General features: G+C 37.4%; 13 protein-coding genes. 4 read left to right on the plus strand and 9 right to left on the minus strand.

Translation table 11 applies throughout. The features are described 5' to 3' along the window. Positions 1 to 290 precede the first annotated feature (290 nt). The 3 genes from IGJ18_RS12045 to rlmH form a co-directional block, all read right to left on the minus strand. Positions 291 to 1940: a hypothetical protein gene (locus IGJ18_RS12045; RefSeq protein WP_438843464.1), complete on the minus strand. Its 1650-nt coding sequence runs from the start codon at positions 1938 to 1940 to the stop codon at positions 291 to 293. 878 nt (positions 1941 to 2818) lie between these two features. Next, positions 2819 to 3667, minus strand: coding sequence for an LEM-3-like GIY-YIG domain-containing protein (locus IGJ18_RS12050; protein ID WP_438843367.1), 849 nt, complete (start codon positions 3665 to 3667; stop codon positions 2819 to 2821). A 49-nt stretch (positions 3668 to 3716) separates the two neighbouring features. Next, on the minus strand, positions 3717 to 4196 hold the full coding sequence (gene rlmH / locus IGJ18_RS12055; protein ID WP_438843368.1) for a 23S rRNA (pseudouridine(1915)-N(3))-methyltransferase RlmH: 480 nt from the start codon (positions 4194 to 4196) through the stop codon (positions 3717 to 3719). Positions 4197 to 4648: 452 nt separating this feature from the next. Here rlmH and IGJ18_RS12060 point away from each other — a divergent pair, with 452 nt between their 5' ends. Beyond that, the gene (locus IGJ18_RS12060; RefSeq protein ID WP_010737045.1) at positions 4649 to 5935 is read left to right on the plus strand and encodes a S1C family serine protease; all 1287 of its coding nucleotides are present in this window, start codon (positions 4649 to 4651) and stop codon (positions 5933 to 5935) included. Between the two features lie 57 nt (positions 5936 to 5992). On the opposite strand, the gene ytpR is transcribed toward IGJ18_RS12060, so the two are convergent. The 4 genes from ytpR to pepA all read right to left on the minus strand — a co-directional run bounded on the left by ytpR (position 5993) and on the right by pepA (position 9096). Next, positions 5993 to 6598 (minus strand): YtpR family tRNA-binding protein, encoded by a 606-nt coding sequence (gene ytpR / locus IGJ18_RS12065; protein ID WP_010737044.1) that lies wholly within the window; start codon positions 6596 to 6598, stop codon positions 5993 to 5995. 309 nt (positions 6599 to 6907) lie between these two features. Further along, the gene (locus IGJ18_RS12070; RefSeq protein WP_002317107.1) at positions 6908 to 7375 is read right to left on the minus strand and encodes a universal stress protein; all 468 of its coding nucleotides are present in this window, start codon (positions 7373 to 7375) and stop codon (positions 6908 to 6910) included. A gap of 29 nt (positions 7376 to 7404) precedes the next feature. After that, the gene (locus tag IGJ18_RS12075; protein ID WP_002317106.1) at positions 7405 to 7725 is read right to left on the minus strand and encodes a thioredoxin family protein; all 321 of its coding nucleotides are present in this window, start codon (positions 7723 to 7725) and stop codon (positions 7405 to 7407) included. A 291-nt stretch (positions 7726 to 8016) separates the two neighbouring features. Beyond that, positions 8017 to 9096, minus strand: coding sequence for a glutamyl aminopeptidase (gene pepA / locus IGJ18_RS12080; RefSeq protein ID WP_010720947.1), 1080 nt, complete (start codon positions 9094 to 9096; stop codon positions 8017 to 8019). Positions 9097 to 9294: 198 nt separating this feature from the next. Between pepA and IGJ18_RS12085 the strand changes: the two genes are divergently transcribed. Then, a complete protein-coding gene (locus IGJ18_RS12085; protein ID WP_002317104.1) occupies positions 9295 to 9648 on the plus strand; it encodes a PepSY domain-containing protein in 354 nt (117 codons plus the stop codon). A 171-nt stretch (positions 9649 to 9819) separates the two neighbouring features. After that, entirely contained in the window at positions 9820 to 10776 is a 957-nt protein-coding gene (locus IGJ18_RS12090) for a glycosyltransferase family 2 protein (protein ID WP_002317103.1), read from the plus strand. 75 nt (positions 10777 to 10851) lie between these two features. On the opposite strand, the gene IGJ18_RS12095 is transcribed toward IGJ18_RS12090, so the two are convergent. After that, the gene (locus IGJ18_RS12095) at positions 10852 to 12309 is read right to left on the minus strand and encodes an NAD-dependent succinate-semialdehyde dehydrogenase (protein WP_438843369.1); all 1458 of its coding nucleotides are present in this window, start codon (positions 12307 to 12309) and stop codon (positions 10852 to 10854) included. A 294-nt stretch (positions 12310 to 12603) separates the two neighbouring features. On the opposite strand from IGJ18_RS12095, the gene IGJ18_RS12100 reads away from it, so the two are divergent. Then, positions 12604 to 13482, plus strand: a complete 879-nt coding sequence (locus IGJ18_RS12100) for a cation diffusion facilitator family transporter (RefSeq protein ID WP_438843370.1) — start codon at positions 12604 to 12606, stop codon at positions 13480 to 13482. Between the two features lie 234 nt (positions 13483 to 13716). Here IGJ18_RS12100 and IGJ18_RS12105 read toward each other — a convergent pair whose 3' ends face one another. Then, complete coding sequence (locus IGJ18_RS12105) at positions 13717 to 15588, minus strand: glycosyltransferase (protein ID WP_034700444.1); 1872 nt, start codon at positions 15586 to 15588, stop codon at positions 13717 to 13719. Positions 15589 to 15656 lie beyond the last annotated feature (68 nt).

Genomic DNA, 15656 nt, shown 5'->3' on the forward strand with positions numbered 1-15656 from the left:
TTTGTTCAAATATTCTCCGTAATTGCTGTGAATATACAGAACTTAAAACATTAGGCACAAGAGAAACAGCTAAAACAAATAGACTGATACAATTAACAAAAAATCCTCAACGTCCACCTTGTTTCTAGCGGTATCGTTGAGGAATACGATCATTGGTTGCTATTTCAAAAATGGCTGAAAATGGTGTCTCTAATAGACAATTTATTCACCCATAAAATAAAAGGCAACTCTATAAATTTTCTTTATTCATTTTCACGTTTGTTCTGCACTGCCATTCACCTTAGATCCCTTCATCGGAGGACCATTTTACTTTTTACTAAATTTTTTCTTCTCAGCAAATATCGAATAAAGATAAATAAAAAAGTTCCAACGCTTGTTAGTAATGCAAAAATCATCGTTGGCGGATAGGTAGAAGAAACCTCAATCGTAGTCGTTCCTTCTTTTCCTTTAACCGCTACTAACCCATCATCATTTTCTATGCTAGTCGTTTGACCATTTACTTTCGCAACGGTTCCCCAATAATCAAACACAGGTAACGTGATTTTTTGCCCTTGCGCATCTTCCACTGTATAAATGATTTTTGAATCATGCGCTTTATGAGAACTATTTTTCCATTCATCCCCAACTTTTACTTCATGTTTTTTCAACTGTTTTTTGTATTTCAGTGCATCAGACGGTGCATAATCATAAAGTCCCCCTGTCCCTGAAGTCGTGTAATGCTTAATCTCTTTTTTTGTCATAATCAGACGACCGTTATAGGATTGGATTTTTTGCGTATAATTTATTTTCGTTACTACTGTTAGTGTCAAAAGCAGGAGGACGATTCCGCCAATCCACCATATACTTTTTTTCTGATCTGGTCTGCATTTCAAAAAGACCATCACCAAGATCAATGATCCGAAAAGCACTTGAAACCCTAAGATTCTCCAAGGAAATTGAATCAATTGGATAGGTGTATTTTGGAAAAGAAACCATGGAAAAACATTCGTCGATAAAAACCACGTAGCTACTGCACAAAAATAAATGACTCTTTCTCTTCGTTCAAATCTTTTCAAAAAGAAAAGCGGGAGGACTAATGACACGACACCAATCGTTCCCATTGTAAATGTCGTTAAATCATTAGTCATCGCACCAAACAAACTTTCAAAAATGTTCACTCCCCGCTCCTGAAGGTTTGTGCGGAAAGGACGATTGATGCTTTGATGCAGGACTTGTTGCAGCATTGGGTACCAAACATACGCTGTTAAGAGAATCGTCCAGCCGACAGCTTTTGCCATTCCAACAAACAAGTCCAAAACATTTTCTTTCTTTTTTCGTTTAGCCAAAAGTGAACCGATAAACAAAAGCCCAATAACTATTACGCTCATAAACGTAAAAAGAGCATGCGTATAAATAAGCAAACTCATACTAACAGCTAAAGGAATCACACAATTCTTCTTTTCAAAAAGAAGTCTATACGTGTAGTAGAGGACCACCGGCATAATCGTCAGAGCAATTGATTCTGAAATCGCTGAACGTTGGTAAATATCGATCATTCGATACCCGTAAAAAGTATAGAAACAACTAAATAAAAATGCTGCATCTACACGTTTAAAAAATTTCCGTCCGTAATAGAAGGTGATGAGTATTGTACACACATTCAGTACCCAAACATATAACATATAACTTAAGATCAAATTATGGGTAATCCAGTAAAAGATCACAGCTGGAAATAGGGTTAGATAAGGATAAAAAAAGTTGACCCCACCGCCATAACTATTGAATGTAGTAAAATTGATCGGACCCGAAAATACAGAAGCCAATCCTTTGATCCTGGAAAAATGAAAAGCGATATCTCCTGTCGTTGCGATCTTTTCTGTATTATTAAAAAAGATAAAGGAATAAGTGCTTGCAATAGCTATTAGCAGAACAAACAAAATGATTTTCCGATTGAATCTCATAACAATTTTTATTTCTCCTTTCATACGTCGCTCTATTTGAAATGACTCAGTGATTATTCATTGGGTGAATACCTCTCATTTTTATCATTTCATATTAAAAGAGCTTGCTAGTTATGTTTATGACATACTTATTTTTCTTAACTAACATGAAATACACTATACCTAATCAGCAAGAAAATATTTTTTCTATTCTCTCACTCATTCATTATTTTTTTCATCTTTTGAATAATGAAAAGGTGTGATTATTTTCAACATATGAGTTAGTTACCTCAAAATCCATTATTAAATCCTAAGCTATCCATTGACGAATAGATGGTTTCATTGATCCCTTCTCCCTTCTAAACGACTGACAGATTTCAATTTATAACGTATGTGATTTTATCAAAAAACAACTAGTTTTGTCATTTAATAACCTATAACATAGACATGAAAAGGCTCCATCGAGTTGATGATTCAAAATATCGTTATTTTTATTTAAAGATTTATTTGGAACCTCAATCTTATCATTCACTCTAAAGCGCTGTTTAAGCAGTAGCCCCTTGAAATAAGCCGAAACCAACAAAAAATAGATCCCTATCTCTAGACATCCATTGATAGACTTTATCGTGCCAAATTTCATTAAGTAACGTACTTTCTTTCAAAAAAACGTAAAAAACATTTATTAAGATATTGGAATATGAGTAAAAAACGGATTTATAATCATACAAATTTTTTTGATTTTTGTGTACCTTAAAATCAAAAAATGGGACAATAATCAGATTTTTTCTGACTATTGTCCCACTCTCTTCATGGATATAATATATATTTAAATTTATATTTATTTCAGGTAACTACTACTACCAAAAATACCATTGGAAATGATTATAATAATCATTGTTCTAATTGTTAATATATGCAATTGCACTCCCACTACCAAATTTGATATCTGGTAAAGATCGTTTATATAAATTAAGTTCTCGCAAAGTATCTTCTCTATTCGATAATGCCTGAAACGCATAGCGTGTTCGACCATTTTCAAATTTCTTCGATTCAGAATATTGAGAAGAAACTTTATATGTTGCAACAACCGCATTGTCTGCTCCGGTATTAACAGCTATAACATAGCGAATACGATGAATTTTGTCACGACCAATTGCCCAGTTACCTAGCGTACGAGATTTTAAATTAGTATCATCACGAAATCTGTCATCGATTGGATATTCTTTTGACTCATCTTTACAAAGATTAAAAGCATCTCTCACTTTTACCGCTAAAATCAACTCATCTGTCGCTATTTCATTTATAGACATCTCTTGGAATCCATATTGTTCTTCTATCTCTTCTACTAACATTGCCTTAGAACCATGCCCTTTTACTAAATTTGTCAACGAAAGTCCTTGAACCAGTTGGGCATAATTGATCAACGCATTCTCACTGGCATAAGCCTCGCTCTCAGTTAACCCATAGCTGAGTATATAGCTTAATATTTGTAGGTTCATTCTGTTTATTTCTTGGATGATTCTTATTTTCAAGGTTCTAGCTGTTTCATTTTCTTCAAGTAAATCATCTTCTCTCAGCGTACCCAGTGCCGCTTGACGATGGGCAAAAATACGATTTTCTTTTCCTTTCCCGATATAAAAAGTCTGGTTGTTTCTAGGATCAACCAAACAGTAAACATAGTAAGGATGTTTTTCATCTTTTTGCAACTCAGCTAAAGTAGATGTAGAAAATTTTTTAAGTTCACTCATTTATACTCCTCTGTTTCACTATTTTTTCCCTGTCTCAGAAAAAATATCATTATTTATGGTACGGCGCACCCGCATTGATTCGAAAAGCGCGGTAGATTTGTTCGACGAGGATCAAGCGCATGAGTTGGTGGGGGTAGGTCATTTTACCAAATGAGATTTGGGCGTTGCTGCGTTTCATGACGGCTTCGCTTAAGCCGAGTGAGCCACCGATGACAAAAGTGATCTGGCTTTTCCCTTGGATTCCTAGTTGGTCGATTTCTTTGGCGAAAGCTTCACTGGTTGGATTTTCCCCTTCGATTGCTAGTGCGTAGACGTATTCTTGTTCTTTGATTTTGCTCAAGATCCGCTCGCCTTCTTTTTCTTTGACTTGGCGCATTTGAGCTTCACTCAAGTTCTCAGGTGCTTTTTCATCGGGGACTTCGATTCGTTCGATTTTAGCGTATGCTTGCAGCCTTTTGACGTATTCATTGATTCCTTGGATCAAGTATTTCTCTTTTAGTTTACCGACTGAAATGATTTTGATATTCAATTGCTTTACTCCTTCATTTTTCCTCTTCATTGTTCGTTGTTCGTATTTCCTTCTTTTCTATTATAACGAAATGTTTGCTAAAAGAAAAAGCGAGTTATTTTTTATTTATTTTAAGATTCCCACATAGTTATGCACATCATCCACAGGTTTATCCACAGAAAAGACGATGATTTTGGCTTATTTTATAAGTATTTCTTAAGCAAACGTATGTTTTGCACCGATTTATCCACGTTTTCCACATCTTGTGGATAAAAAAGGGTATTGTTTTTCTGCGAGTTTTCCGCTGATTTCTACACAGGATTTGTGGAAAACTTTTTTCTTGTTTTTTCATCTGAACGCAATGATTTTTCCTAAAGTTTTTCATAAAAAGTTCATAGTCTCCAAGTAGACTAATCTTAACAAATAAGTCTATACTTAGAGATAGAAGAAAATGATAAATGGAGGCAGATCACATGGAGAGAAAAGATGTGACACCAAAAATGAAAAAGAATAATGGAATCTGGCGTAAGCTGGGTCTAGGCTTAGTCGGTGGAATTATTGGGGGCTTGGTAACGGCTGGTATTTTTTATGCTGTCATGGGTTCTGGAAACGCAGCGTCAAATTCGGGTGGTCATCAAAATTCAGCGGGCGAAACTGTCGTTGAAAATGTCAAAGTCAATGTCGATTCAGACATTACGAATGCGGTAGATAAAGTCCAAGATGCGGTGGTATCTGTTATCAATCTTCAAAGCCAAAATCAAGGGACCAACGGCTTTGGGCAACTGTTTGGTCAACAACAACAAGAAAGTTCTGATGATAGCAATCTAGAGGCTTCTAGTGAAGGTAGTGGTGTCATCTACAAAAAAAGTGGTAATTCCGCTTATATCGTAACGAATAATCACGTAGTGGAAGGACAACAAGGATTAGAAGTTTTATTAAAAGATGGAACAAAAGTCAAAGCTGAATTAGTCGGGACGGATGCTTATTCTGACTTAGCCGTTTTGAAAATCAGTGCAGATAAAGTGAACAAAGTTGCTTCATTTGGTGACTCTAATTCATTGAAAGTAGGTGAACCTGCGATCGCAATTGGTTCTCCTCTAGGTTCTGAATATGCCAACTCTGTGACTTCGGGGATCATCTCTTCATTGAATCGCCAAGTAACCAGCACGAACGAGTCAAATCAAACGGTCAATATCAATGCGATCCAAACAGATGCTGCGATCAACCCTGGTAATTCTGGTGGTCCATTAGTCAATATTGAAGGACAAGTGATCGGGATCAATTCAAGTAAAATTGCAAGTACTTCTGCTTCTTCATCAGGTGTAAGCGTGGAAGGAATGGGCTTTGCGATCCCAAGTAACGATGTAGTAAATATTATCAACCAACTTGAAAAAGATGGAAAAGTAACCCGTCCTGCTCTAGGGATCACAATGGTTGACCTTTCAGCCGTTTCAACACAACAACAAGAACAAATCTTGAAAATTCCTGAGTCTGTGACAAATGGTGTGATTGTTACCAGCGTTCAACCGGCGACACCTGCAGAAAAAGCTGGCTTGAAACAATATGATGTCATTACAAAAATCGATGATACTGATGTTTCTTCTGGTGTAGAATTACAATCTGTCTTGTATCAGAAAAAAGTCGGAGATTCAGTGAAGGTCACTTACTATCGCGGAAAAGAAAAGAAAACAACAACAATTCAATTAACAATTGATCAATCCGCATTAAAACAAAGTCAATCAGAGAACTCTGGTAACTAATAACTAATTTCCTATACAAAAACAGCACGGTTGCTCGGCAACTGTGCTGTTTTTTGCTTATTTTGGAAATGCTTCGCCAATCACTGCATCTTCTGGTAAAACAAGGATCCCTTTTTCTTTCGGTGCGTCTGGTAATTGTAATTCTTTCGCCGAACAAATCATTCCGTGACTTTCAACCCCACGTAATGTTCCTGGCCAAATCATCATTCCATCAGGCATCATAGCTCCTGGTTTGGCAACAACGACTTTTTGTCCTGCTTCGATGTTCGGAGCGCCACAAACGATTTGTAAGACTTCCTCTTTTCCTACTTGTGTTTCAGTGATCGATAAGTGATCAGAATCAGGATGTGGTACGCAAGTTTTGACGTAGCCAACAACGATTTTTGGTTCATTTTCTTCTGTTAACGTTTCTTCAAAACCAGCTTCTTTGATCAAGCGGTTCAACTGTGCAATTTGTTCTTCTGTTAGTTTGACCTGTCCGTTACCTTCGATCGTAAGATGGTCGGAGATATGGAAAAAATTCCAGCCAACGATTTGTCCTGTTTCATCTTTGATTTGAGCAACATTCCATTTACGGATGACCGTATTTTCGGTTCCATTGTCATTTGAGACGATGACCATCAAGGTATCTCCCACGTGCGCTTTATTATAAGCAAAAATCATGTTTTTTCCTCCATTATCCTTTGCTGACATTTATCTTAACAAAAAAAAAGTTTTTGTGCATGCTTTTTTTCATTCTTCAAAAAAAGTGCGAACAACTATTTTCTTAGTTATGGAATCGCAAGAATTTACAATAGCAACGAGCCTGTGAAAGATATCTTGCCCTTCACTCAAAAAAACGAGTAAACAGCATGCAAAAAATCGCTCTATCAGAAAATTTGCCGGAGAATCCCAAAAATAGGAGGAACTATTTTCGGATTCTCCGGCTTATTTCTTAGAGCTAGGCCTATCACTATCTCTTAGTTAACGTATTTAATTGTCGGTGTTGTTCTCCACTTCATCAGAGACAATCAAGACATCACATGGTGCTCGGCGGATGACATAGCTGGAAACACTACCTGTCATAAATCGTTCAACCGCATTTAATCCTGATTGACCGACCATGATCAAATCGATCGCATATTTTTTTGGTAAGTTGACTGCCATTGATTCTCTAACAGAACCATAAGCGACGATTCCTTCGATTTTTTGATAGTCAACTGTTTTTCCATAAGCTTTGCAGTCTTCGATCATTTGTTTCGCTGCTTCTGTTTGTTGGTCAACTAGCGTTTGATCTATTGGGACATAGCCCATGAAATTATAAAATTGTTGGTCGATCACATTTGCTACATAGACGGTTCCGTCGTTTCTTCGAGCAACCTCAACTGCTTTTTTAAAGGCAGAAAGTGCTTGCTCACTTCCATCGATCCCGACCAAAATATTTTTATATTCTTGTTCCATCCTGATCCCTCCTAACAAATATCCAGATGTTAGCCGTTCGTCACACGATTTAAAAAATCCTCGATTTCTTGTTTTGTTTTCCGATCTTTATTCACTAGACGACCTAATTCTTTACCGTCTTTGATCACTACAAAACTTGGGATTCCAAAAATGTTCCACTCAGCGGCTACATCTATGTATTTGTCACGATCGACTTCAATAAAACGCCATGCGGCAAAATCATTTTCTATTTCTGGCATTTGAGGCTTGATAAAGCGACAATCGCCACACCAATCTGCGGTAAAGAAAAAGACACTGTTTCCTTTTTCAACGTAACCTGCTAATTCTTCTAAGTTTTCTGGAATAATCATTGCTGTCCCTCTTTTCTTCTTATATTTAAATTATACACCTTTCTTTAAAAGTCACCAACTCCTAACCAGTCCTCACTTTTGTATTCAAAAAATTCAGATGCTTCAACCAAAAAAAAACGATTCACCGATTTCCCCCGTATTTACTGACTGACGAAAAAACAAGAAGACCTAAAAAGGAAGCCCAATAATAGGACTTCCTCTATTTCTGAACTTCTTAACTATTTACACTATCCTTCAGTCTCTGTTCCACGATCCATGGTTCTCGTTTCACTTCGTTTAAAGGATATATTCTTATTTTCCGTAAACGATCGTATTGACAGTCGATTTGTCTAATCCTTTTAATGTTTGGATCAACATCTCTCTTGCTGCTTCAAAGTCACGAATGCTAAACATTGTTTGATGTGTATGAATGTAGCGTCCTACGACTCCGATCACCGTACTTGGGATTCCTTCGTTTTGTGTATGTGCCGCACCTGCATCTGTGCCGCCTTTTGAGACAAAGTATTGGTAAGGAATGTTGTTTGTTTCAGCCACGTCTAATAAGTATTCACGCAAGCGTGGTAACATGATCAATCCTGGGTCTTGGATACGCATCAACGTTCCTTCACCTAGATGTCCGAATGTCCCTTTTTTCGTTACCGTATCGTCTGCTGCTGAGCAATCGACTGCAAAGAATAGATCAGGTTTGAATTTATTGACAGAAGCTTTTGACCCACGTAAACCAACTTCTTCTTGCACGTTTGCTCCTGCGATCAATGTATGACCTAGTTTTTCATTTTGCAGCGCTTCTAACGCTTCTAACACCATTGTACAACCATAGCGGTTATCCCATGATTTACTGATGATATTTTTGCCATTAGCCGTTTTGATGGTTTCAGCAAATGGTACGATCGTATCGCCTGGCAATACGCCAAAGCTCATTGCTTCTTCACGTGATTCAAAACCAGCATCAAATAAGATATCTGTTACTTCCACTGATTTTTGACCGCTTGTTCCACGTAATAAATGTGGTGGAACAGAAGAAGAAATACATGGGTAATTTTTGCCAGAAGAAGTCTTCAATGTGTAGCGTTGAGCAGAAACCACATACGGATTCCAGCCACCTAAAGGTACAACTTTGAATAAACCGTTGTCTTGGATTTGGGTTAGCATAAATCCTACTTCATCCATATGAGCCGCAACCATCACACGTGGGGCATCTGCCTCTTCATGTTGGCGTAAGCCAAAGATTCCACCTAAACCATCTAGTTGTAATTCGTCCACTAAGGGTTCCATGTGCGCTTCCATATACGCACGAATGTCTTGTTCAAAACCACTTGTTCCTTGAAGTTCTGTTAACTCTTTGATTCGTTGAAATGTTTTTTCATCCATAATAAAGTTCGCCTAAGATTCAGACTATGCTCCTCTCAAATTTATAGTTGACTGACTAATTTGTATTGCTCTTAGTCAATCACTCACATTTATTATAGCTTATTTTAATTGATAGCGGTTATTTATTTCTAAGAAAAACACAGAGTATGGTAGAATAAATGAAGATAATCTTTTTGGACAAAGAAGGAGGTAAGACGTATGTATTCTGAAGAATGTGAGTCAAATAATTTTAAAAACGGTCTTGCTATAGGTATCGGACTTGGTTTAATCAGTGGCATCACTTCAATGGTTTTGTATCAACGTAAGAAAACGTTATCAGCCGATCAAGTCTTAGAACAAGTCAAAGAATCATTCTTAAAAGAAGGCTCCATCGAGGGGTCTTGGATCTCATTTGAAAAAGAACCGACTAGAAAATTTGCGATCCATTCCAAAGCTTATCGTGGAGGGATTTCCCGCCTAGAAGATGGCGAAATCATTTGCTACGAATTTTTAGCGGATGCGTATACCGGCACCGTGTTAGAGATTTCAAGAAAAAAGAATGAATTGATTTAATAAAGCGAAGCCTCAGCTATCACCATTAACATAAAAATAGTGGTTTTATACGGGGCTTTTTACAATAGAAACAAAAAGAAGTGAAAATTCTCTCTAGGTACTAGCATTTAAGAATTTGATACAGTATTCTTAATAGAGATTTTGTTTTCTATGATTTAAGGAGAGTGAAAAATGGAACAACAAGAGAAAATTGCTGTTCTGATTCCTTGTTATAATGAAGAAGCGACGATTTCAACAGTCATTGCAGACTTTAGACGAGAATTACCGGAAGCAGAGATTTACGTATATGACAACAATTCGACTGACACCACCTATGAACTTGCCGTGGCGTGTGGTGCAATCGTCAAAAAAGAACCAAGACAAGGGAAAGGAAATGTCATTCGGCAAATGTTTTTTGATATTGATGCAGATTACTATCTCATGGTGGATGGTGATGATACCTATCCTGCCGAAGCGGTGCATGGGTTACTGGATAAACTTCGCTCAGGTGAAGCGGATATGGTAATTGGTGACCGACTTTCAAATGGGACTTACTTTGACGAAAACAAACGTCCGTTTCATGATTTTGGGAATAATTTAGTGAAAAACACAATCACACGATTATATAAAACAAAAATACGAGACGTCATGACAGGCTATCGAGGATTTAATCGTATTTTTGTCAAAAGTTTCCCGATTATGAGTTCCGGATTCCAAATCGAAACTGAGCTGACGATCCATGCCTTAGACAAAAAATTCAAATTGGTCGAATTGCCGATCGATTACCGAGACCGTCCAGAAGGTAGTGAATCGAAACTGAATACATTTTCTGATGGATTTAAAGTGATCATGATGATCGTTAAAATGTGGAAAGACTACAAACCATTGATGTTTTTTGGCATCTGGACCTTTTTCTTTTTTGTATTCGGCTTATTTGCAGGTGTTCCAGTGATCCGAGAGTATATGCTGACTCACTTTATCACACGGGTACCTTCTGCTATTTTAAGTACCGGATTGATGATCCTTGCCTTACTTTCATTAGTTACTGGGTTGATTTTAGATACTGTTGTAACGAATGCCAAAAAAGAATATGAACTAAATCTCTATCATGTCTATCATGAATGTCGAAAGCAAGAACAACAGAAATAACGTAGAAATAACCAAAGAAACTAGCTGGGAAGAATCTAGCTTCTTTGGTTATTTTTTTGCTTTTTGATACGCTAGTTATTTAGCTGTCCGAATCGTCACAAACTTCGCTACTACATATTCTTCCACACCGTAAGTTCCATTTTCCCGACCAAAGCCTGAATGCTTGACCCCTCCAAATGGCGTAGCTGAATTTGAAATAGCTGTATCATTGACACCGACCATCCCATATTGGAGTTTCTGGCTAACATTCGCGATCGTGTGGATATTCGTTGCGAAGAAGTAAGAAGCTAACCCAAAGATGGTATCATTGGCCTCTTTGATCACTTCCTCTTCTTCCTTAAAAGCAATCAACGGAATCACTGGTCCAAAGGTTTCTTGATAAAAGATGTCCATTTCCTTCGTGACACCGTCCAAAACAGTGGGTTCAAAGAAATAGCCATGCGCATACTCGCCTTCTGTCAGTCGTTGCCCACCTGCTAAAATCTTGGCTCCTTTATCTACGGCATCTTTGATTTGTTCTTCTACCTTTTCTACACCTTCTTGATTAATCAAAGGTCCTGTCGTTGGATCATCTAAGCCATTACCAACGGATACTTGTTTGATTTTTTCGACGATCAATTTCGTAGCTTCTTCTTTGATTGCTTCATGAAGAAAAATTCGATTAGGCGACGTACATACTTGTCCGTTATTGATGAATTTTGTTTTGATCAATTGATCCGTTGCTAATTCTAAATCTGCATCTGGAAAAATAATCAACGGCGCATGTCCGCCTAGTTCCATGGAAACTTTTTTCAACGTTGATGCTGCTTGTTTATTTAAGATTTGACCTACTTCTGTCGAACCAGTGAAAGTGATTTTGTGCACGTCTTCTGATTCGGTTAGAATTTTACCGATCGTTGAGGAGTCTCCAGTCACGATATTGACGACTCCTGGAGGAAAGCCAGCTTGATCAAAAAGCTCCATTAACGCCAATGCAGAAAGCGGTGTCGCTTTTGCTGGTTTTAAGATAACCGTGCAGCCAGCCGCGATTGCTGGAGATATCTTACGGATAATCATATTGGATGGAAAGTTCCAAGGAGTGATTGCACCTACTACTCCAACTGGTTCTTTACGTACTTGCCATTCATTGGTTGCCGGAGAAGGAATGATCTCGCCTAAGATTCTTTGCCCTTCGGCAGCATTCCACCGCAAATTTTCAACATTCGTGTTGATTTCTGAAGCAGCTTGTTTGAGTGGCTTTCCTTGTTCCATCGTCATGATCGTAGCTAAACGTTCACTGTCTTCTTCCACTAGATCTGCCATCTTGTTCATTAATTTTGCCCGTTGAGCAGGAGAAGTTTTTGACCACTCTTCAAATGCTTTCTTAGCGGCTTTGATTGCTTCATGTGTTTCACTTTCTCCACCTTTTTGAACATTCGCTAAGGTTTCACCTGTTGCAGGGTTGATCACCTCGAAGGTACCTTCTGTTCCTGTCTGCCATTTGCCATTGATATAAAGACGAGTTTCGACTTTTGGTAAATCTCTTTTTGCCATGTGTCTCTTTCCTCCTTCTTATTCGGTACAAATCTACCCTAACACGGTTAAATTTAAAGCTCAAAGCATACGCATCAGATGACTTTCCTGCTTTCTGCTTTTAGCTCATCACTGAATCTACTGCAGGTGCCATCATAGCTGATCCCTTTTGATTCGCTGCTCCTATCGATTCAGTTAAGTTCGGGATAGTTCCAAATTTCGCCTATCCAAAACCATTATATTTTCCACACTTTTAATGATTTTATTCGAAAATATTATAAGATAATAAAATACTTTATGTTGGAGTGAAAATGTGTGAACAAAGACAGATATAAAGAATTGAAACAAGCAGAATTAGGTGCAATCATCAGTATTGTCGCTTATATCGTAGTCTCGATACTGAAGTTGACTATCGGGAATCTCGCAAATTCTGAAGCGTTAAGAGCCGATGGCTTAAACAATTTTACGGATATCCTAGCTTCAGTTGCTGTATTGATTGGTTTGAGAATCTCACGCAAACCTGCAGACACTGAACATCGCTATGGTCACTGGAAAGCCGAAAATATTGCGAGTTTAATCACTTCGTTTATTATGTTATTGGTTGGTCTGGAAGTCTTGTACTCTTCGATTCTCTCGATTACTGACAAAAAAATGGAATCACCCGATATGACCGCAGCCATTGTTGGGATTGTCTCAGCGCTGATCATGTACGGGGTTTATCTCTTTAATAAAAAACTAGCCACAAAAGTCAACAGTCCTGGTTTACTAGCTGCTGCGAAAGACAATCTTAGTGACGCGTGGACAAGTATCGGTACAGCCGTGGCAGTGTTTGCGGCCTCCTTCAATTTGGGTTGGTTGGATAGTGCCGCTGCAATCGTCGTGGGTTTATTGATTTTAAAAACAGCGGTTGATATCTTTAGAGAAAGCTCCTTTTCTTTATCTGATGGCTTTGACCAACAAAAATTAGAGCACTACAAACAAGCAGTCAATAACATCCCGGAAGTCCAAAGCGTGAAGAGTATCAAAGGGCGTACTTATGGTTCAAATACCTATGTAGATATCACTGTTACCATGGACCCTAATTTGACTGTCAAAGAAAGTCATGATATTTCTGATTTGATCGAACACACTTTATTTGAACAATTCCAAGTCCACGAAACAGATGTACATGTCGAGCCTGTGGAGAAGTCTTGAATAGCTGATAAAAAATGAAAAAAGAGGTTGAGACAAAAGTGTTCAGCATCAAGAAATAAGAAGGAATTTCCGAAAATTGCTTCTCAAATTTTTGGTAAATTTCGGCTTATTTCCGAAGATGCTACTTTTGTCTCACCGTTTATTCGTTTTTAGAGATACTAGAAGAGACTGGCTCTATAATTTATGGGACTGATGAATCAAAAATTGATTCTTCAGTCCCATTTTCTTCTTTTTTTAGCTTTCTACTAAATCATCTTCCATATCAAATTCTAGTTGTTTGGCAGCATTCAGCTGGTCACTATAATAACTTGCTAGTTCTTCCGCTGATTGTGGGGTCAAATCTTCAAATGAGAAAGTGGTGTAAGCTTCCTGTGTTTCTCGACACACTGAAGTAATCTGCAACCCTTGTTGTTGATCAACAAACATATAGTTTTCTCCCGGAATGAATGATTCCCCACCCGTTCTGATCCGAAAGCCATTAAAACTCATTTGATACATCTCAAAAATTTTCGAATCATAGGATAACTGACGATTGACTGTAATACTTAATGCTTCACTGTCACTTTCGATATCTCGGTTTTTACCGATCGTGATGGCATAAAACAAGCCATAAAGATTATAGACTGACCATACTAACGTAACAATATAACCAAATTCATAGCCTTCCCCACGAATCAATCGGTAAAGAGCAATGATACAAGCAAAAAGAATCCAGCAAAAAAGAACGATATGCGGGAACACCGTACGCCAATCAAATGCGTTACTCCCGACAATTTCTTTTTTCGTTACGTTGAATTTCTTTTGTGGTTTGAAAAATTCTTTTAATAATGCTCCTGTGTGGATCGGTGCCACAAAGCAATCATAAATGTGAGAACTCGTTAGATTTCTTATTTTAGGCACGTATAACCTAAAGGATAAGGTGATCATAACAAACGGCGGTAAAAAGAATAGTAACAATTGATGGTTGTTACTTCTTACAATAAAAATATCAAAAACCATAAACAGCGTAGGAGCTAATAAAAAAATAATTTTTTGGAAAGAAGTAAACCAATACAAATAAGAGTTGTAATAACATAATTTTTGCATCAATGACAACCCTTTTAACTTTCGTGGCTTGAAGTGGTCAAAAATCTGCTTCGTACCTTGTGCCCAACGCGAGCGTTGGGAAGCTAGTTCTTTCGCTGTATAAGGGGTAATTCCCAATGCATAAGCCTTGTTGATAAAGAGGGTCTCGTAACCGGCATTTTGTAACAACATCCCTGTCGCCATGTCTTCTGTAATACTATTCGTTGGAACCCCACCGATTTCTTCTAAAGCACTTCTTCTAATAATTGCATTTGTCCCGATATGGATCAGGGCATTTTCTCGAGAAAGAGCTGGTTCCAAAAAGCGCATAAATAATTCTTGCTCATTATAAAAGGAATTTCTTAAAAGCTGAAATGGATCTTTATTATAGAAGGTTTGAGGATATTGAACGAGTGCCATTTTAGGATTTTTGAAATAATTAACGGCTTCAAAAATGATATTTTTTTTGACAATAAAATCTGCATCCAATAGTAGTACGAGGTCACTAGTCGTTTGTGAGAGTGCATAGTTGATGTTGCCAGCTTTCGCATGCTCATTGCCCTCTCGTGATAAATAACCGATGGAAAAACGTTCCGCCATCTCTTTTAATTCCTCACGATGACCGTCATCGCAAATATATATTTTTTTATTGGGATATCGTAACGCTTTGACAGCCAAAGCCGTGGCGATCACTAATTTACTATTTTCGTTATACGTACAAATAAACGCCGCAACACTTGGTTGAAAACTCTCGTCATAGGCCTCATAGAGATGTTCATTTGACAATTTATTCGAAAATAGGTAAATAAAAAAACCGTAGACAAATAACCCGATAAATTCTGCAATGTAAAGAATAATCCCAAATATTAAAGAAACAGAACTATCTATTGGTATGGTATAAAACAAGCGCCATATCAAATAAACAACTAAAAAAGTAATCGTGATCTTTGAAAAAAGTTGTTTGACAAAATCATATTTTTTTGCCAACAAATACAACAATATAATTATTAAAAACAACCCCGTCAGATAGTACAATTCCACATTATCTCCTCCTTTATGTTTATATTAAACATTATAATGGTTATTATAAAAAACAGTTAGTAAACGGT

The sequence above is a fragment of the Enterococcus sp. AZ078 genome, from assembly GCF_051714985.1.
In the GTDB taxonomy this organism is placed as follows: domain Bacteria; phylum Bacillota; class Bacilli; order Lactobacillales; family Enterococcaceae; genus Enterococcus_B; species Enterococcus_B hirae.